The organism is Aureimonas psammosilenae (genome assembly GCF_009176975.1).
GTDB classification, from domain to species: Bacteria; Pseudomonadota; Alphaproteobacteria; order Rhizobiales; family Rhizobiaceae; genus Plantimonas; species Plantimonas psammosilenae.
In genome coordinates, this window is the sequence record NZ_WEZG01000003.1 from 351,291 (window position 1) to 370,238 (window position 18,948).

Sequence of the window (18,948 nt, forward strand, 5' to 3'; positions counted from 1 at the left end):
ACGAAAGGACGCAGGCCGGGCGCCTACCGCCCGGCTTTGTCCAACCGAACCAGGAGGACAAGAAATGATCCGCACCCTGCTTGCTACGACCGCTTTGGCCGGCATGCTGGCGACGAGCGCTTTCGCGCAGTCCCCCGGCCAGACCACGACGGCCGCTCCGGGCGCCGCTTCGCCGGCCCCGATGACGAACGACAATCCCGCAGCGACAAGTGCCATGACGACGGACACCGCTTCCAGCACGGCGGCGATCGACTATGTACAGCGGCTCGAAGCGGACCAGTATCTCGCTTCGCGCCTTACCGGCACGGATCTCTATGAGACCAACGCGCAGGATGCTCGCAATGTCGGCGAGATCCAGAACTTCGTGATCGGCCAGGATGGCAAGGTCGCAGCAGTCGTCGTGGCCACCAGCGGTCTCGAGGAGAACAAGACCGTTGCGGTTCCGGCTGACCGGATCGATTGGATCAATGCCGAGAACGGCGACCAGCGCGCGGTGCTGAAGGCCAGCCTGACCGATCTCCAGGGCGCGCCGGCCTTCACGTCCAACACGGCGCAGGAAGCGGCCAACAACGGCGCGATGACGCCCGGCACCGGCGCTCAGACCGGCGCAAACACCGATATGGCCGCCTCCGGGATGGCCGCCGGCACGGCGGGCCAAAGCCCGGCTGCAAGCTCCGCCACGATGGGGACCCAGAATGGCTATCTCGCCTCGCTCGGCAACGACCAGAAGCTCTCTGAGGACGTGATCGGCGCCAACGTTTATTCCGGCCCCGGCGACGATGCCCAGAATGTCGGTTCGGTCAACGATCTGGTTCTGACCAAGACCGGCGAAATCCCCGCCGTTCTGGTCGGCGTCGGTGGCTTCCTCGGCATCGGCGAGAAGAATGTCGGCGTGCCGTTCCAGTCGCTTCAGATGAAGGCGGAAAACGGCGACAACTCCGATCCCCGTCTGGTGCTAGCGGCGACGAAGGAACAGTTGACCAATGCCCCGACCTTCGACACCGGCGAGCAGGGCACGTCCAACGTCGCCAGCACGGCGACCGGCGTCGGCACGGGCGCGGCAACCGGCGCTGCCGCCACGGGTGCCATGGCGACCGATACCACGACTTCGGCCCAGAACACGACGTCCGGCGGGATGATGAACGCCGATCCGTCCACGACCGCTTCCACCAACAACAACGACCGTTCGTCCATGACGCCGGTCACCGGCCCGGAACTGACGGCGGATAACCTGAACGGCGTTTCCGTCTACGGCCCGAACGATCAGAGCATCGGTAAGGTCGGCGACATCGCCCTCACCGCCGATGGTCGCGTCGATGCGGTGGTGGTGGATGTCGGCGGGTTCCTCGGCATCGGCTCGAAGCCGGTGGCGGTCGCCATGGACAACCTGCAGTTCATGCGGGACTCCAACGGCAACGTGAACATCTACACGCAGTTCTCGCAGGACCAGTTGAAGAACGCGCCCGAGTTTAACCGCGAAAGCTACGCCCAGAACAGGAGCAGCATGCGGATCGAACAGGGCAACGCGCCTGCGCCGACCGGCAACGCTTCCGGACAGACAGGTTCGCAGCCGGCACAGTAAAAACGCCGCACTGAACGCGACCGAGAAAGCCCGCCTTGTGCGGGCTTTTTTCGTTCGGGTCATCCTCCAACCATTGCACTGACGAGAAGTTTAGCAGCGGGAGGCCGATAGCGATGCTAGCCTCCATGCTTTCGGCGAACCGGTTCAGGTTCGGTTCAACGACCGGGCGCTACGACACAGCATGGCCTTTCTGAAACAGATCTCCGTCACCTTCGGCGCACTTCTGATCGGCGTTCTGGTCTGGATGGCGTTCGATGCGCGGCCGGCCCGTTTTGCTCTGAACGTCCTTCCCGAGGATGCAGGCTTCCTTCGCCGAGCGGTGTTGAAGATCGCGCCGGACGCCGGGCAACCGGAACCGACGAAGATCGGCGCGACGAAAGTCGAAGGCGGCGGCAATAGGCAACGCGCCACGATCATCGTCGCCGGGCGCGTCGGAGAAGCCAGCACGCGCACCGTCATGCGCGCCATCGGCACCGGCGAGGCCGAGCATTCCGTGGTGGTCTATCCCGATACGACCGGACTCATCGAAAGCGTCAACTTCCAGTCCGGTCAGGAGATCGCCGGCGGCGCCACTCTCGCGATCCTCGAAAGCGATACCGAGCGTCTGGCGGTGGACCGTGCCCGCATCGCGCTCGACGCGGCGGAGGAAAAATTCACGCGCTACCAGCAGCTCGCGAAATCACTGGCCGTCACCTCCGTTGAGGCGAACGACATGGCGCGGGCGCGGGACAATGCGCGGCTCGATCTTCGCGCCGCCGAGGTCGCGCTCGGTAAGCGCACCGTCGTCGCGCCGCTCGACGGGCATGTCGGCATCGTGAACGTCGATCCGGGCGATCTGGTTTCGAGTTCGACGACGATCGCCACCATCGACGACCGCCGCCGCTTGCGCGTCATCTTCCACGCGCCGGAAGGCTATGTCGGCGACCTGAAGCTCGGCGCGCCGGTGGAAGCCGTTCCAACCGCGCGCCCCGAGAAATCCTATGCGGGAACGATCAGCGCGATCGACAGCCGCTTGGACGAGGCGAGCCGGACCCTGCGCGTCGAAGCCATTCTGGACAACGCCGCCGACGAGTTGCGGCCGGGGATGTCCTTCACCATCACCATGACGCTGCCGGGCGAAAGCCTGCTCGCCGTCGATCCGTTGGCAGTGCAATGGGAGCGCGACGGCGCCTTCGTCTGGAAGGTCGTGAACAACAAGGTCGAGAAGGCGCCGGTGCGGATCGCCGAGCGGAACATCGACAGCCTGCTTCTCCAGTCCGACGCGCTGGCGCTCGGCGATGTCGTGGTGGTGGAAGGCGTGCAGTCGGTGCGGGAAGGCGGATCGGTGGAGATTCGCGGCGTGCCGCAGGTTCCGGCTCCCCCGCTCGGCGAGGATGGGGTGCCGGCGGCCGAAAGCGCCGCACCCGCTGAGGCCGGCAAGCGCGCGGAAACGCGATCCGGCGAGGTTCGCAGGTCCGCCGAGGCCGTCGGCGAGACCGGCACGCGATGAGCGCCGTCCCCCCACACATGCGCGGAAAGGCGGATGGCCTCACCGCTTTCACCAGCCTGTTCATCCGCCGGCCGGTTCTCACCATCGTCCTGAACCTTCTGATCGTCGTCGCCGGCCTTGCCGCGTTGAACGCGGTCGAGGTGCGCGAATTGCCGAATGTCGATCGGCCCGTGATCAGCGTGACCATCGCCTTCGAGGGCGCGGCGCCCGAAACGATCGACCGGCAGATCACCAGCGAGGTGGAAAGCGCCGTCGCCCGCGTTTCGGGTATCGCGTCGATCTCGTCCTCGTCGTCCTTCGGCCGCAGCCGGGTGACCATCGAGTTCACCGACTCGACCGACCTCAACGTCGCGGCGAGCGATGTGCGAGACGCCGTCAGCCGCTTGGCCAATACCTTGCCCGACGAAGCGGACGAGCCGCAGATCGTGAAAGCCGACGCCGACGCCGATCCGATCATGCGCCTCGCCGTCCTCGCGCCGGGAATGCCCATCGAGGACCTGACGACGCTGGTCGAGGATCGCATCTCCGACCAGCTCGCCGCAGTGCAAGGGGTGGCGGACATTCAGCTTTCCGGCGAGCGCGAGCGGATCGTTTATATCGATATCGACCCCGACCGGCTGGCCACGAGCGGCCTCACCGTGGCCGATCTCGCCAATTCCTTACGCAACGTGGCGCTGGACGTGCCGGCCGGGTCACTCGCCTCGCCGACGCAGGACCTGATCGTCAGAACCGACGCCAATGTCACGACGCCGGCAGCCTTCGAGGCCATCGCGTTGAACGACCGCACGCGCCTTCGCGACGTCGCTTCCGTGCGCTTCGGCCCCGACGAGGCCGCTTCGCAGCAGCGCGTCAACGGGCAAACGGGCATCGGTCTCGGCGTGGTGCGGCAGGCGGGCTCCTCGACGCTGGAAATCTCGGAGCGCATCCGCGCCGAGGTGGACCGGTTGAACGGGACGCTGCCGAACGGGGTGAAGGTCTCGGTGACCAGCGACAACGCCGTCTTCATCAACGGCGCGATCCACGAGGTCGAACTGTCGCTGATCTATGCGGTGATCATCGTGATCGCGGTGATCTTCGTTTTCCTTCTGAACCTTCGCGCCACGCTGATCCCGGCCGTCACCATGCCGATCGCGCTGATCGGCGTCATCACCTTCGTTTATCTCGCCGGCTTTTCGATCAACATCCTCACCCTCCTTGCCCTGGTTCTCGCGACCGGCATGGTGGTGGACGACGCGATCATCGTTCTCGAAAACATCGTCCGGCGGCGCGACATGGGTGCGCGTCCGAGCGCGGCGGCGGTACTCGGCACGCGCGAAGTGTTCTTCGCGGTGATCTCCACGACGGCGACGCTCGCGGCCGTGTTCGTGCCGATCTCCTTTCTGCCGGGAGCGGCAGGCGGATTGTTCCGCGAGTTCGGTTATGTTCTCGCCGTCGCGGTGGTGATCTCGGCCTTCGTGGCGCTCACCCTTTGTCCGATGCTCGCGGCCCATTTCGTCAAGCCGAAGGAAGACGAGCGCGCTCCGGGCTTTTTCTCGCGCGGCATTCGCCGGATCGGGGTCGCCTTGAGCGGCTTCTATGCGGTGACGATCCGCGCCTGCCTCGCCTTTCCGCTTCTGGTCGTGGCGGCAGCGGCGATCTTTTCCTACGCGGCCTATCTCACTTTCCAGACCCTGCCGCAGGAACTGACGCCGACCGAGGATCGCGGCGCGGTTCTCTTACGCATCGCGGCCCCGCAAAGCGCGAATATCGACTACACGGCCGCGCAGATGCGGCGGATCGAGGAGATCCTCGCGCCATATCTCGAAAGCGGCGAGGCGAGAAGCGTCTACGCCACGGTTGGGCGCGGCGCCGCCAATACCGGCTTCGTGGTGATGTCGCTCGCCGATTGGGGCGTGCGCGAGCGCTCTCAGCAGGCCATCGCCTCGGAAGTGAACCGCCAGCTTGCGGGCATCGCGGGCGTGCGCGCCGTGGCCGTCCAGCCGAACTCGCTCGGCATTCGCGGCGGCGGGCAAGGCCTGCAATTCGCCGTCGCCGGCCAGAACTTCGACGAGATCGCGGACGCGGCCGCGCGCCTGAAATCGGCGATGGAAAGGGACGGTCGGTGGAGCCGTGTGCAGCTTGCCGTGGAATCCGCGCAACCGCAGCTTTCCGTCGTGATCGACCGCGAGCGGGCATCCGATCTCGGCATCGACATCGACGGGTTGTCGGAAGCCATGCAGGCACTTCTGGACGGGCGCGAAACGGGACGCACCTTTCTGGACGACAAGTCGGTGCCGATCCGCATCGTGGCGACCAGCCGGCCGATCAACGATCCGGGCGATCTCGCCAACATCTTCCTGAAGACCTCGGACGGTCGGCTCGTGCCCATGAGTTCCATCGCCAAGGTCGAGGAAAAGCCGATCGCGCCCTCGCTGAACCGCGAGAACCGCTCGCGTGCGGTGACGCTCACCGCGCAGCTTCCCGAAGGCTATGCCATCGCGCAAGGCTGGGCGGATGCGCAGACGCTCGCCCGAACGGTGCTGCCGGACTCCATGCGCCTCATCCCCCTCGCCGAGGCCGCGACCCTTCAGGAAACATCCAACGGCCTCGCCGTGGTGTTCGGCTTCGCCATCGTCGTCATCGTGCTCGTTCTGGCGGCGCAGTTCGAAAGCTTCGTTTCCGCGCTCATCATCATCGCCACCGTGCCGCTCGGAATCGCCTGCGCCATCTTCGCCCTCGCCTTCTTCGGCGTCAGCCTCAACCTCTACAGCCAGATCGGCCTCGTTCTCCTTGTCGGCATCATGGCCAAGAACGGCATCCTCGTCGTGGAATTTGCCAACCAGCTTCGCGAGGAAGGGATGGAACTGCGCGAAGCGGTGGAGAAGGCCGCCCTGATCCGCCTCCGCCCGGTGATGATGACCATGATCGCGACCGTGGTCGGGGGCGTGCCGCTCATCTTCGCGACGGGCGCGGGGGCGGAAGCGCGCGTGGCGCTCGGTTACGTCATCGTCGGCGGCCTCGGCCTTGCGACCTTCTCCACGCTCTACGTGACGCCGGTCGCCTATCTTCTTCTCGGCCGCTTCTCGAAACCCAATTCCGAGCGCACCGCCGCGCTTCACCGAGACATCGCGGAAGCGGAACTTGGAGGCCGGCCGGCACCGGCGGAGTGAAACTCAGTCTTTCATGTCGGCCAAAATACGCGCGATATCGCGGGCTCCATGAAGGACACGGGAGACTTCCACCCGGTCGCCTCGAACAGCGTAAAGGACATTGAAGCTGCCGACCGTCAGCTTCCGCAATGCCGTGTCGGCGACGCCGGCGATCGTCGGACAGGATCTTGGAAACTGCTCGAGTTCGTATATGCGTCGATGGATCTGGGCAACGACGGCACGAGATTGCATCGGGCTTTCGAGGGCGATGTAGCGAGCGATCCTGACGACGTCCCGTTTGGCAGCCGTCGAGAAGACGACCTTCATTCCGCCGCGACCTGCCGCCGCTCGACCTCGCGGATAGCCGCCTCGGCCTCTTCGAAGACTTCTTCGATATCGTGCACGCGCCCAGCCGCGATATCGGCCTCCCCTTCCGCGATCAAACGCTGGACTTCCGCCGTCCACAGTCCATCTTCGGATGAGCGTGCCTGTTCACGTCGAATCAGATCGCGAACATAGTCGCCCGCATCCACATAGCGGCCGGTTTCGACGCGCGACGCGACCCATTCCATCAACGCATCCGGCATCTCGACATCCAGTTTCGTCATGGCGAAGTCCTTGTCGATTCCTGGGGCCGAAGATGGCATCGGCTTCGGGCATCGACAAGACGAACATGGTTCCGATCCAACGCATCATCGGCTAGAAGCGGCGCATGGCACCCCCTCCTCTGCTTCGTCTCGATGACGTCCGACTGACCTTCGGCGGAACGCCGCTTCTGTCCGGCGTCGAATTGAACGTCCTGCCCGGCGACCGTATCGCGCTTGTCGGGCGCAACGGCTCCGGCAAGTCGACGCTTCTGAAGATCGCAGCCGGCATCGTGGAAGCCGATCGCGGCGAGGTGTTCCGCAAGCCGACGGCGACCATCCGCTATCTCGCGCAGGAGCCCGATTTCGGCGACGCGCCGAGCGTGGAAGCCTATGTGGCGGCAGGTCTCGGGCCGGCCGACGACCATTATCGGGTCGCGCTTTGCATCGAAGCCTTGGGGTTGAAGGGAGACGCGCGGCCGGCGGATCTGTCCGGCGGCGAGGCACGGCGCGCGGCGCTCGCCCGCGTTCTGGCGCCCGAACCGGATATCCTCCTTCTGGACGAGCCGACCAACCATCTCGACCTGCCGACGATCGAATGGCTGGAAAGCGAAGTCGCCTCGCTGAAAAGCGCGGTGGTCGTCATCAGCCACGACCGGCGTTTCCTGCAGAAGACGACCAACGCCACCGTCTGGCTGGACCGCGGCGGCGTCAGGCGTCTGGATGAGGGTTTCGGCTCTTTCGAGCGCTGGCGCGACAAGGTGCTGGACGAGGAGGAACGGGACCTCCAGAAGCTGTCCGCAAAGATCGAACGCGAAGAGCATTGGCTGCGCTACGGCGTGTCCGCCCGCCGCACCCGCAACCAGCGCCGGCTGGAAGGGCTGCACACCTTGCGCCAGGAACGGCGCGATGCGCGGCGCGCGCAGGGCAATGTCGTGATGAAGGCCGGCGAAACGCGCGAAAGCGGCAAGCTGGTGATCGAGGCCGAGGAGGTTTCCAAGGCCTATGACGGCCGCCGGCTGGTGGAGAACTTCTCGACCCGCATTTTGCGCGGCGACCGCGTCGGCCTTGTCGGGCCGAACGGCGCGGGCAAGACGACGCTTTTGAAGATGCTGATCGGCGAGTTGCAGCCCGATAGCGGCCGCATCCGCCAGGGCACCAATCTCGACCTCGCCTTTCTCGACCAGAAGCGCGCGGCCCTGCGCGACGACGCTTCCGTGACCGACAACCTCACGGACGGGCGCGGCGATCAGGTAATGGTCAACGGCGAGCTTCGCCATGTGGTCGGATATCTGAAGGACTTCCTGTTCTCGCCCGAGCAGATCAGGACGCCGGTCGGCATGCTGTCGGGCGGCGAGCGAGCGCGTTTGCTGCTCGCCAAGACGCTGGCGACGCCCGCCAACCTCCTGGTGCTGGACGAGCCCACCAACGACCTCGACATGGAAACGCTGGACCTTCTCGAAGAACTCGTCGCCAACTATCCCGGCACCGTGCTTCTCGTCAGCCACGACCGCGACTTCCTCGACCGCACCGTGACGATGACCGTCGCGCCGGAAGGCGACGGCCAATGGATCGAATATGCCGGTGGCTATGCCGACATGCTGGCTCAGCGGCGCGGGGCCGAGCCGGATCGTCGCCGGCGCGACGAGGCTCCGGCAAAGGCGCAGGGCTCCGGCTCCGCGCCGAAGGCGCAGGGGCCTGCAACCAAGCTGTCCTTCAAGCAGAAGTTCGCACTGGAGAACCTGCCGAAGGAAATCGCCAAGCTCGAAAAGGCGATCGCCAAGAACGAAGGCGAGATGGCCGACCCTGCCCTTTTCTCCAAGAATCCGAAGCGCTTCGACGAGTTGGTGAAGATTCTGGAAAAGGACAGGACAGCGCTTTCCAAGGCCGAGGACGAATGGCTCGAACTCGAAATGCTTCAATCGGAACTTCAAGGCTGAAGCAGCGCGCGGAATGCATGGCTCGCCACGGGCGGCGCCGGTGCCGCTTGACCGCGAGGGGATAAACGTCGATATGCAGCGTGTCACGCCGTGGCGCGCTGCGCTCTCGCCTTCCGTTCGAACCATTCGAACAGACTGGAACGCTTCTGAGAGCGCCCTCGGACTTCTCGAAGTCCGGCACGGCCCGTTCCGATCCGCCCCGAGCGCGAGGGTGTCCGGACATTCGTGCGGGCCATGCTGCCCGCCAGTTCCGAAAGCATATCTTGACCCAAATTCTGTTCAAGGACCTCGGTCTCGCCGACGTCCTTCTCGCCGCTCTTGAGCGCGCCGAGCTTGTGACGCCGACGCCGATCCAGGCGCAGGCGATCCCGCCGCAGCTCGAAGGGCGCGACGTTCTCGGCATCGCACAGACCGGCACCGGCAAGACGGCCGCCTTTGCCCTGCCCCTTCTCGACGCCATGCTGAAGGGTGGCCTTCGCGCCGAACCCCGGCGTCCGCTGGCCGTGATCCTCGCGCCCACCCGCGAACTTGCGATCCAGATCGCCGACTCGGTGAAGAAGCTCTCCGACCGCACCAAGCTGAAATACACCACCGTCTTCGGCGGCGTCAGCGCGCGGCCGCAGGCCGAAGCGCTGCAGCGCGGCGTCGAGATCGTGGTGGCCACGCCCGGCCGCCTTCTGGACCATATGGAACAAGGCTCGATCGAGCTTGGCGCGGTGCGCTTTCTCGTTCTCGACGAAGCCGACCGCATGCTCGACATGGGCTTCATCCGCGACGTGAACCGCATCGTGAAGGCGGTGCCGCAGAAGCGCCAGTCGCTGCTGTTCTCCGCGACCATGCCGCAGAACGTCGCCTCGCTCGCGGCCAAGATCCTGCGCGAGCCGGTGCGCGTGGAAGTCACGCCTGAAGTGGTCACGGTCGAAAAGATCGAGCAGAGCGCCTGGCTCGTGCCGCAGAAGGCCAAGAAGCTCTGGCTCATCCGCCATCTGGCGGAGCCGGGCGTCGACAAGGTCGTGGTCTTCACCCGCACCAAACACGGCGCAAACCGCTTGTCGGAAGACCTCGAAAAGGCCGGCATCCAGTCCGCCGCGATCCATGGCAACAAGAGCCAGGGCGCGCGGCAGAAGGCGTTGTCCGCCTTCCATTCCGGGCAGATGCGCGTGCTCGTCGCCACCGATATCGTGGCGCGCGGCATCCATGTCGACGACATCAGCCATGTGGTGAACTTCGACCTGCCGGAAGAGCCGGAAAGCTACGTCCACCGCATCGGCCGCACAGCCCGTGCCGGCAAGTCGGGCGTCGCGGTGGCGCTGGTCGATCCGTCCGAGCGGGCGAAGCTGAAGGCCATCGAGAAGCTCACCGGCCAGAGCTTCGATCTGAAGGTCAGCGACATTCCGGTGCCGGAAGGCGCCGCCCACGAAGAACGGCGCGACAACCGTCCGCCGCGCTCCGGTCGCGGCCCGCAGCCGGGCGCCCGCGCCCATCCCGGGCGCCAGTCGCGCGGCCCCAATCCGCCGCCGCGCTCCGCCAAGCCCGCCGGCGAGAACGCCGACAACCGCAATCGCGGACGCCGCCGGCCGGCCCGGAACGGCGCACCGAAGGCGAAGCCCGCCTTCGCCTGATACTTCGATAAACGGAAGGGCCGGATCGGACATGCGATCCGGCCCTTTCCTTTTCGCCTGCCGTTGCGGGCGGAACCCGAGAGGGCCATATCCCGAGGGACGAACTCCGGAGCGCCCGCCGACCGATGGCCGAGACGATCAAGATCGACATTCCGCACAAGCTGAGCCGCGATGCCGCGCTCCAGCGCATCACGGAAGGCTTCGGCCGGCTCCGCGATCAGGCGGTCGGAGGAATGCTGAAGTTCGAGGACAAGTGGGAAGGCGACCGCCTGGACTTTCGCGCCGGGATGCTCGGGCAGAACGTCGTCGGCCGCCTCGACGTTCTCGACGACCATGTCCATGTGGAACTCGACCTGCCCGGCTTCCTTGCGGCCATCGCGAACAAAATCCGTGGCCGCATCGCGACCGAAGGTCAGGCGCTTCTCGAAAAGAAGTAGACGCTACTTCACGACGCTCTTCAGCGTGGCGTTTTCCGCGACCACCGCCCCGCCATTGTCGTTCGGGGTGATCTCGCGGATCGCGCCGAGACCCGGCAGAACCGAGCCGACCTTGACGCGCAGAAGTTCCTCGCTCGTCGCCAGGATCGCCTCGTTCTCGAACACCATGATGATCTGATAATCCTGCGGCGTCGGCGGGTGTGCGCGCACGAGAACCGGCACCGGAAGGCTGGCGATCGCCGCGCCTTTCCCCTCTCCTTCCGGCGCAGGCGTCGCGCCGGTTTCGATCGGATCGAGATCGTTGAGTTCGATGGACGCCAGAAGTTTGCGATTGAAATAATCGGGGTCGTGAAGTGTCACGCCGACCACACCGATGCAGAAGGAAAGCGAGGTCGCCGTCACCAGCCCGAGAAAGATCCGCTCCAAGCCGGAGGTCCGCGTGGCCTCGATGGCTCGCGGCGCGATCGACGCCTCCGCCGGTCGGCGACCGAAGACGGTCCGAGAAGCATCGTCGCGTCCGGTTCGGACCGAAGATCGTTGAATGTTGGACGGAACAGGCATCGGTGCGACCGGGAGCTTCGAGACCCCCGCAGATTGCCGCCCGCGTGGTTAACGCCCGCCGTTCAGGCTCGATTGGCCCGAAATCTTCCGCAGGTCAGGGTTAGCGTTTCGTCAAATCACACCAGCCATGGTGATCCAGCGTTAACCCTGACGGGCGAAAGCAGGCGCGTTTTAGCAACCGATCTTATGTTCTAGGCTATCTATATGCGGAGCAACCGACAGGCCGGACCTGTGATCGACTGGCGTAAATTCTTCACCTCCCCTTCTCGAAGCCCCCTCGCCGAACGGCGGAGGGAACGGCGCAACCGCACGCGCCTGAGGCCCGGAAAGGTCGTCGGGGAAGACCAGCGTTTCCTGGCGGATTGCACCATCCTCGACCGGTCCTCGAATGGCCTGCGCGTGCGCTGCTTCGGTCCTATCGAGAACGGGGACGATAAGGTCGCCGTGTTCGATGAGAACGAAGGCATCCTCTTGTCCGGCCGGATCGCCTGGAGCCGGGACTCCGAAATCGGCATCGATGTCGAGGGCGACGGCAAGCCGGCGGACGACGCCACGCGCCGGCGACTGAGCGGCCCTTATTACGCCGTCGGCGACTGACCCGTCATGGCGGACGAGCGACCATGCCCGTCCGTCCGGCCCTGAACCAAGTTCAAAGCAGGGCGAGAAGCGAATTTCCCGCCCCTGACGTCGACGAGGACGCGCCGCTCATCAGTTGAAGCACGGGCGAGCTCGCGTTGGACGTGTCGCCATTGGCCATGTCGTACATCGCCGAGAAGCGGCTGATGAACTTGTCGAGCTTCTTGGAATCCTTGAAGTCTTCCAGCTTGAACTTCTTCTCCAGAATCGAGACCTGCTTGTCGGTATCGAGCTGCGAAAAGCCGGTGGGCAGGCTGAACGCGGTCATCACGACCTTCAATGCCGCTTTGTCGGCGAGGATCGACGTCATGGACGTCAGGTCGGACGCTGTGCGGCGGAAATAGAGCGCAAGGCGCACGCCCTCCTGTCCCTCGTCGCCAGCCTTGGTTTCCAGGGTCTGGAGCAGGAATTTGTTGGCGGTCGTCAGCTTCGCCGCCCCGGACTGCGAGCCAAATGCCTCGCGGCTGACCGTGCCCGAGGTCGTGAAGCTGAAGGCCTGCGCGAACTTCACGTAGGAGCCGTCCTCCGCGCCCGTATAAGCGAAGCTTTTCTTGTCGGAGAGGTCGCTCGTCAGAATCTTCTTGAGATCGGCCGTCGAGAGCTTGTTGTCGTCGAGCCCATAAGCCTTCAGGGCGTAGTTGAGGGTCTTGGTGTCTTTCAGAAGGGCATCCAGCGAAGTGAGCTTCGGAATCGCTTCGAGATAGGCCTTCGTATCCGTCTTGATCAGTTCCTGTTTGGCTTTCGACAGGTTCTCGCCGAAGCTTTCCTTGTATTTGACACCGGTCGTCGTTTGAGCGCTCGTGGATTGCACGAGCCGCTGCGGCGCCGCCTTGCCCTCGGAATCGAAGTTGAAGGCGTTGGCGAGCTTCACGAAGCGCTCGTCCTTCAGCTTGTTCACGTAGCTGTTCGGGTCGGAAACGTCGCTGGTGAGAACGCGACGGACCTGAAAGAGCGACGTTTCCTTCGGGTCGATGTCGAAGGCCTTCAAGGCGTAGTTGATCGCGTCGTTTCCGAAAGCCGGGTCCTTGGTCAGAAGGTCGGTGACGGAATTGATGTTGTCCATCAAGAACTTGAAGCTGCTCGTCTGCTTCGAGTCCTTCGATATCGCGATAACCGTGTAATTGCGGAAGTAGGCCGCTTCCAGTTTTTGTTGCTGATCGGCTGTTTGCATACCTCCACTAATTGCATTCCCGTCCTTATCGAAATTGAAAGCAGCGCGGAGATTTGTGAATTGTTCTTTGCGGCTGGTCGGTACGTTCGGGTTCGCCATCATGTTCAGGTAGGTGTCGGAAGCCCAGGCCGTGGAATCACTGGACAGGATTTTCTTGAAGTAGTCCGGAGTCTCAATCGTCGGATCGAAACCGAAAGCGGTAGCGACGTATTCGAACAAACGAGGATTATCCAAGAGATCATCCACATCGCCGATGCGCCCCGCCGCTGTTTGCAGCTTGAAGAAATCGGTATTGAATGCGGCGGCGGCTGGATTGTTATTGTTCCCGGTCGCCACATTGTAGTTATAAATCAACTGGCTTTTATCAGACGGATCCTGCGCGAATAGTACGTTCGTTGTCCCGGCGACAGGAATAACATCGCCATTTTGGTCGAAGTTGAACAATTCGTGGATCTTCATCCAACCGATCGGGTTCGTCGTCGTCGTCCCGTTCGGCAGCGTATTCGTCAGCGCCTGACGCGCGAAGTCCTTCGAAGTCGTTTCCGGATCGGCTCCGATCGAGCGCAGGACGACTTCGTAAAGGGCCGTATTGTTCAGGAGATCGTCGACCGTCTTCACCGAGCCGATATTGGCTTGGTAGTAGTTCGTCTTCTGCGCGGCCACGACGCCCTGGCGCACGCGGCGGTCGTTATAGGAATCCACCATGGACTCGGTCTGCGTGGAGTTCTGGACGACCTTGGTCTCGCTTGCCGCGTTCGTGCCGAAGTTGAAGGCGGCGGCGAAGGTGCGATACTTCTTGTCGGCCAACTGGTTGGCGAAGGAGCTCGAACTTTTCAGATCGCTTTCCAGCACCTTGCGGATCAGGCCCTTGGAGGACATCTGATCCTCCAGCCCGTAGGCCTTCATGGCGTAGGAATAAAGACGGTAGTTGTCGAGAAGGTCGTCGACCGTCTTAACCTTGCCGATGTTCTCGTTGTAGTAGGCCGCCTCTTTCTTGACCGCAGTGGAATTTTCCAAACGCTCCAGGGTCTTCGACATGTTCGAAGCGTAGAGCTTGTAGCCGAGAAGGGTCGAAACCATTGCGTCGATGCGTCCAGAGGCAAGGACGCGCCTGCGCGTCGCTTTCGAGAATCCTACCGAATCGTCGTGAGCGAAATCCTAACGGTTCCGGTCCCGCCGAAGTCGGGTTCAGTTGGCGGAAGCCGTTTTCGGCGACATGTCGTCTTTCGGCAGGAAGTCGAACTGCTCCACCAGGACCTCGTGGATGAGTTCCTGATCGTAGCGCTTGTTGACGCTGTCCTTGATCTTCGTCTTGAGGCCGTCGAGGTCGTATTTCTGCGGATTCTGGAAATCGAAATCCGAGGTCTGGTAGACGGCCGTGAAGGCGTCGTTCATGACGAAGGCATCCGGCGGCACCGCGAGCTTGTTCGCGATCTCGCCGTCGATCGTGTAGACGAAGCGGGCAAGCACATAGCCGGCGATCCGGTCCTTGGTGAGGATCGGCACCGTGATGCTTTCAGTCTTGCGCCAGTCGAGACCGTTGAAATAGGTCGGCTCGTGCTTCTCCTCGACCGCCGGCCCCTGCATGGAGGCCGCGACGTAGCTGGCACCGAGCGAGGCGACGCAGACCCAGAGGCCGATGGCGAGGGTCTTGATCATCTGCCGCTCTTCACGCCGTTGACCGAGGAGCCATAGGTGCCGTCGGACTCGGCGTCCTTGAGGCTCTGCGCGATGATGCCGGAAATCTCGGAGGCCGCTTCCATGTGAAGCGACAGGACGCGGCTATTTTCTTCCAGCCGGCTCTTCAGCGTGCCGAGGCGCTCTCTCAGAACAGGCGTCACGGCGGAAGGGTCGAGACCGCGCGAGATGCGCGTCATTTCCAGAAGGCTCTGGTTCTTGCAATTGGTGACCTCGGACAGGTCGATGCGGCGACCGGAGCGCAGCGCCTCGGTTTCGCCAGCGAGAATGCCTTCGAGCCGGTTGATGGCCTGGATGAGAACCGCTTCCACCGTGTTGAACTCTCTCAAATGTCGCGATGATCGCGGTTGAACGGGAAACTCGGCGCTTCAGAGCGTGCCGGGTTTGGAATGGGCTGCGCCGGTGGCGACCGCGGCATCCTTGGCGAGGGCCTCGGTCGAATGCGCCAGGATGGAAGCGTTGCGCTCTTCCACCATCTTGGCGATGCCGATCCCGCCGGCCGCCGCCATTTCCGCGCCGATATGTTCGGCCAGCATGGAGCGCCAGATCGAGCCTGCCGTGCCTTCGCCGAAATAGCTGGAATCGGCCTTGGGCAGCATCGGCTCCACGAAGCTCTGCATCACGAAGCTTTCGAACTTCTGGGCGGGCGTCAGCTCGCCGCTTCGGGACCCGCGCGAAACGGCGTTGAACGGCAGGGCGCGTTCGACGGCGGTGCTGCCTTGAGCGCGGGCCGCCCCCTCCGGGGCTCCGATCGGCTTGATCGTCATCTCTCGTCCGTCCGCTGTATATGCACCGAGATTTAGCCGGACCGTCTTATTCCAGGCTTGCGCCGGTGGCGGCGAGATAGTCGTCGAGGGCGAGATCCAGATCGTCGCGCTCTTCCCGGCGCAGCGCGATCAGATCGGCCTCGGCCACCGCCCGCTCCATGCGTTTCTCGATGCGCTGCGCTTCCACGAGCGCCTTGCCGGTCGCCTCGCGGTTCTGGACGTTGAGGACGATCTTCGCCTCGTTGCGGCGCAGGGCCGAAGCGCGGCCTTCGAGAAACAGACCGTTGAGGAGAGACTGGGTGCCGAGGCTTTCCAGAATTTCCGCGCTCGTCGCCTTCAGTTCCGCTTCTTCCCGGACGAGTTCGGCCAGACGCCATTCGGCAAGGCGTCGCTTGCGCGCCTGCACATCCAGAAGCCGCTTCAGCCGCTCGGCCCGGTCGCGCTCCGTGCTCATCCGTTGAAGACCCAGGTCTGGAAGGTGCCGACGAAGATGCGCAGGAAGTCACCGACGGCGAAGCCCAGAAGCACCATGCCGCCGGCGATCACGAATGGCATGGAGATGAAGTAGACGGGGATCTGCGGCGTCATCTTGTTCATCAAGCCGATCGCGAAGTTGACGATCACCGCGTAGATCACGAAGGGGCTGGCGATCCGCAGACAAAGCGTGAAGGTCTCGTCCAGATTGTCGGTCAGCGAAACGAGGCTGGCCCGCGGCCCGAAGCCCGCCGCGACAGGCATCGCGCCATAGGAAGCGACGAGCGCGCGCAGAACTTCCGCGTGGAGGTTCAGGGTGAAGATCATCACGGTCGCCGTCAGCGTGATCAGCGAGGCGATGGCCGGTTCCTGGTCGTCGATGGACACGCCGAAGGCCTGCCCCATGCCGATGGCGTTGGCGACGAAGGTGCCGGAGAACTGCAGCGCCAGCATGAAGAAGCGGCCGAGAAGACCGATCAGCATGCCGTTCAGAAGTTCGGTCACGACATATTGCAGGCGCAGGTCGTCGCCCGCCCCCAGCATGATTGCCTTCAGGTCCGGCATGATGCCCGGCGCGATCACCATGGAAGCGGCGACCGCCACGAACAACCGAACCTGCACCGGAATGCGCGACGAGGAATAGCCCGGCAGCAGCATCAGGCACGCGCCGACGCGGCAGAAGATCAGGAACAGCGACAGGATCGTCGCGGTGGTGTCGGCGTTCACCGGCTTGAGGCCCTTACGAGATGGCGCCGAGGGGCTTGATGTCGACGCCGCGCGCGATCTCCAGATGCGACAGCACCGGCAGGTTCACGAAGATGCGCTCGATCATCATCCGCACATAGGGGCGCGCGTCGGGCGAAGCGACGAGCACGAAGTTCTCGCCCTGGTCGGTCTTTTCGCGGATGACCTTGGTGGCTTCGCCGGCGAACTGTTCCACGAGGCGCGGATCGATATCGAACTCGATGACATCACCCTTCGCGTCGCGCTTCAAGGCTTGGTGGAAGGCGAGATCCCAGCGATTCCCGAGCCTTAGGACGCCGAGCTGACCTTTATGCAGAAGATCACCGCAGATCTGCTGCGCCATGCGCATGCGCACATGCTCCACGATCTTCTCCGACCGGCGCACATGGGGCGCGATCTCGGCAATAGCTTCCAGGATCAGCGTCAGGTTGCGGATCGAGACGCGCTCGGCGAGCAGGAGCTTCAACACTGCCTGAAGGCCGCTATGGCTCATATGGGCGGGCACGATCTCGTCGATCAGCCGCTTGTATTCGGGCTCCAGCCGGTCGAGCAGCGAGCGCATGTCCTTGTAGGACAGAAGATGCGCCAGATTGTTGCGGATGACCTCCGACAGATGCGTCAGGATGATCGAAAGCGTGTCCACCGGCTCGAAGCCGGCGCGGCGCGCGGCCGACGCGAAGGTTTCGGAAATCCAGGCGGCGCGCAGGCCGAAGGCCGGCTCCTTGGTCAGATCGTGCGGGATATCGGGAACGGGGCTGTCGCCCAGCACGATCAGGAGTTCGCCGAGCCGCAGCGACTGGCTCGCCACCGTCGTGCCATGGACCTTGATCTCGTAGGACTTGGAATCCACCGACAGGTCGTCGGACAGCTTGATTTCAGGCACCACGAAACCGTAGCGCGAGGCGAAGCGGCGGCGCATCTTGCCGACGCGATTGCCGAGCTCATCGCGGGCGAAGGCGAGATGGGCGGCCATCTGCTTGCCGAGAACCAGCTCGACCTCGACGATGCGCAACGACTCCTTCACCGACTGGCGCTCGGTCTCGACCTTGGCCGCCTCGATCAGCTTTTGCTCTTCGGCGACGGCCCGTTCGGCGGCGGCGCGCTGGCGCGGCACCGTATAGCCGACGAAGCCGAGGCCGATCGCGGCGAGAAGGAAGGGCAGCATCGGCAGGCCCGGCAGAAGCGACAGGACGAGCATCAGGGCCGCCGCGACCATCATGGCGCGCGGGTAATAGCCGAGCTGCGAGATGATCGCCTTTTCGGCCGCGCCCCTCGTGCCGCCCTTGGACACGAGGAGGCCCGCGGCGAGCGACACGATCAGCGCCGGGATCTGCGTCACGAGACCGTCGCCGACCGAGAGCTTCACGAACACGTCGGCGGCGGTCGCGGCGTCCATGCCGTGGCGGGTGACGCCGATGATGATGCCGCCGAAGATGTTGACGGCGGTGATGATGAGGCCGGCGATGGCGTCGCCGCGCACGAATTTCGAGGCACCGTCCATGGAGCCGAAGAAGGAGCTTTCTTCTTCAAGCTCGCGGCGGCGCGCTTGCGCCTGGCGCTCGTCGATGAGACCGGCCGACAGGTCGGCGTCGATGGCCATCTGCTTGCCGGGGATAGCGTCGAGGGTGAAGCGGGCGCCGACTTCGGCGATTCTGGTCGCGCCCTTGGTGATGACGAGGAAGTTGACGGTGATGAGGATCGCGAAGACCACGAGGCCGATCACGAAGTCGCCGCCCATCACGAATTGCGAGAAGCCGCCGATGACGTGGCCGGCCGCGTCGTGCCCCTCGTTGCCGTGGGACAGGATCACGCGGGTCGTCGCGATGTTCAGCGACAAACGCAGCATGGTGGCGATCAGGAGCACGGTCGGGAAGGACGAGAAGTCCAGCGGCTTCTCGATCCACAGGGCGACCATCAGGATCAGCACCGACAGGGCGATGGAGATCACCAGCCCGAAGTCGATGATGAAGGGCGGAATCGGAACGAACAGCACCGCCATGATGAAGATGATGCCGAGCGCGAAACCGATATCGCGGCGACTGGCGGCGGGCGGGCTGAGTTTGACGCTGTCGACGACGGCCATCGGGCGCTCCCGGGAGCATCATGCTCCCTCGA

The 18,948-nt window shown here is 64.1% G+C and carries 17 protein-coding genes; 7 read left to right on the forward strand and 10 right to left on the reverse strand.

What is annotated here, in order from left to right:
- The first annotated feature begins 64 nt into the window (after window positions 1-64).
- The 3 genes from F9929_RS08380 to F9929_RS08390 all read left to right on the forward strand — a co-directional run bounded on the left by F9929_RS08380 (window position 65) and on the right by F9929_RS08390 (window position 6,220).
- Window positions 65-1,582, forward strand: a complete 1,518-nt coding sequence (locus tag F9929_RS08380) for a PRC-barrel domain-containing protein (protein WP_152046100.1) — start codon at window positions 65-67, stop codon at window positions 1,580-1,582.
- 181 nt (window positions 1,583-1,763) lie between these two features.
- The gene (locus F9929_RS08385) at window positions 1,764-3,071 is read left to right on the forward strand and encodes an efflux RND transporter periplasmic adaptor subunit (RefSeq protein ID WP_152046101.1); all 1,308 of its coding nucleotides are present in this window, start codon (window positions 1,764-1,766) and stop codon (window positions 3,069-3,071) included.
- Window positions 3,068-6,220 carry an efflux RND transporter permease subunit gene (locus tag F9929_RS08390; RefSeq protein WP_235919115.1) on the forward strand — a complete coding sequence of 1,051 codons (3,153 nt, stop codon included), beginning with the start codon at window positions 3,068-3,070 and terminating at the stop codon, window positions 6,218-6,220. The genes F9929_RS08385 and F9929_RS08390 overlap by 4 nt, the downstream gene beginning before the upstream one ends.
- Window positions 6,221-6,223: 3 nt before the next feature.
- Here the strand turns inward: F9929_RS08390 and F9929_RS08395 are convergent, their stop codons facing one another.
- Window positions 6,224-6,526, reverse strand: coding sequence for a type II toxin-antitoxin system RelE/ParE family toxin (locus F9929_RS08395; protein ID WP_152046102.1), 303 nt, complete (start codon window positions 6,524-6,526; stop codon window positions 6,224-6,226).
- On the reverse strand, window positions 6,523-6,807 hold the full coding sequence (locus tag F9929_RS08400) for a ribbon-helix-helix domain-containing protein (RefSeq protein WP_193227660.1): 285 nt from the start codon (window positions 6,805-6,807) through the stop codon (window positions 6,523-6,525). The genes F9929_RS08395 and F9929_RS08400 overlap by 4 nt, the downstream gene beginning before the upstream one ends.
- A gap of 104 nt (window positions 6,808-6,911) precedes the next feature.
- Between F9929_RS08400 and F9929_RS08405 the strand changes: the two genes are divergently transcribed.
- The 3 genes from F9929_RS08405 to F9929_RS08415 all read left to right on the forward strand — a co-directional run bounded on the left by F9929_RS08405 (window position 6,912) and on the right by F9929_RS08415 (window position 10,782).
- The gene (locus F9929_RS08405; RefSeq protein WP_152046103.1) at window positions 6,912-8,723 is read left to right on the forward strand and encodes an ATP-binding cassette domain-containing protein; all 1,812 of its coding nucleotides are present in this window, start codon (window positions 6,912-6,914) and stop codon (window positions 8,721-8,723) included.
- A 263-nt stretch (window positions 8,724-8,986) separates the two neighbouring features.
- On the forward strand, window positions 8,987-10,345 hold the full coding sequence (locus F9929_RS08410; RefSeq protein ID WP_152046104.1) for a DEAD/DEAH box helicase: 1,359 nt from the start codon (window positions 8,987-8,989) through the stop codon (window positions 10,343-10,345).
- Between the two features lie 125 nt (window positions 10,346-10,470).
- Window positions 10,471-10,782 carry a polyhydroxyalkanoic acid system family protein gene (locus tag F9929_RS08415; RefSeq protein ID WP_152046105.1) on the forward strand — a complete coding sequence of 104 codons (312 nt, stop codon included), beginning with the start codon at window positions 10,471-10,473 and terminating at the stop codon, window positions 10,780-10,782.
- A gap of 3 nt (window positions 10,783-10,785) precedes the next feature.
- On the opposite strand, the gene F9929_RS08420 is transcribed toward F9929_RS08415, so the two are convergent.
- Window positions 10,786-11,208 carry a hypothetical protein gene (locus F9929_RS08420; protein WP_152046106.1) on the reverse strand — a complete coding sequence of 141 codons (423 nt, stop codon included), beginning with the start codon at window positions 11,206-11,208 and terminating at the stop codon, window positions 10,786-10,788.
- Between the two features lie 339 nt (window positions 11,209-11,547).
- Between F9929_RS08420 and F9929_RS08425 the strand changes: the two genes are divergently transcribed.
- Window positions 11,548-11,940: a PilZ domain-containing protein gene (locus tag F9929_RS08425; protein WP_152046107.1), complete on the forward strand. Its 393-nt coding sequence runs from the start codon at window positions 11,548-11,550 to the stop codon at window positions 11,938-11,940.
- Between the two features lie 52 nt (window positions 11,941-11,992).
- On the opposite strand, the gene F9929_RS08430 is transcribed toward F9929_RS08425, so the two are convergent.
- The 7 genes from F9929_RS08430 to flhA form a co-directional block, all read right to left on the reverse strand.
- The gene (locus tag F9929_RS08430) at window positions 11,993-14,230 is read right to left on the reverse strand and encodes a DUF1217 domain-containing protein (protein ID WP_152046108.1); all 2,238 of its coding nucleotides are present in this window, start codon (window positions 14,228-14,230) and stop codon (window positions 11,993-11,995) included.
- Window positions 14,231-14,338: 108 nt separating this feature from the next.
- On the reverse strand, window positions 14,339-14,809 hold the full coding sequence (locus tag F9929_RS08435; protein WP_152046109.1) for a hypothetical protein: 471 nt from the start codon (window positions 14,807-14,809) through the stop codon (window positions 14,339-14,341).
- A complete protein-coding gene (locus tag F9929_RS08440) occupies window positions 14,806-15,177 on the reverse strand; it encodes a flagellar protein FlgN (protein ID WP_152046110.1) in 372 nt (123 codons plus the stop codon). Before F9929_RS08440 ends, F9929_RS08435 begins: the two co-directional genes overlap by 4 nt.
- A 39-nt stretch (window positions 15,178-15,216) precedes the next feature.
- Complete coding sequence (locus F9929_RS08445) at window positions 15,217-15,615, reverse strand: rod-binding protein (protein WP_152046111.1); 399 nt, start codon at window positions 15,613-15,615, stop codon at window positions 15,217-15,219.
- A 46-nt stretch (window positions 15,616-15,661) separates the two neighbouring features.
- Complete coding sequence (locus F9929_RS08450; protein WP_152046112.1) at window positions 15,662-16,069, reverse strand: hypothetical protein; 408 nt, start codon at window positions 16,067-16,069, stop codon at window positions 15,662-15,664.
- Complete coding sequence (locus F9929_RS08455; protein ID WP_152046113.1) at window positions 16,066-16,815, reverse strand: flagellar biosynthetic protein FliR; 750 nt, start codon at window positions 16,813-16,815, stop codon at window positions 16,066-16,068. The genes F9929_RS08450 and F9929_RS08455 overlap by 4 nt, the downstream gene beginning before the upstream one ends.
- A gap of 13 nt (window positions 16,816-16,828) precedes the next feature.
- Window positions 16,829-18,916 carry a flagellar biosynthesis protein FlhA gene (flhA, locus tag F9929_RS08460; RefSeq protein ID WP_152046114.1) on the reverse strand — a complete coding sequence of 696 codons (2,088 nt, stop codon included), beginning with the start codon at window positions 18,914-18,916 and terminating at the stop codon, window positions 16,829-16,831.
- Window positions 18,917-18,948 lie beyond the last annotated feature (32 nt).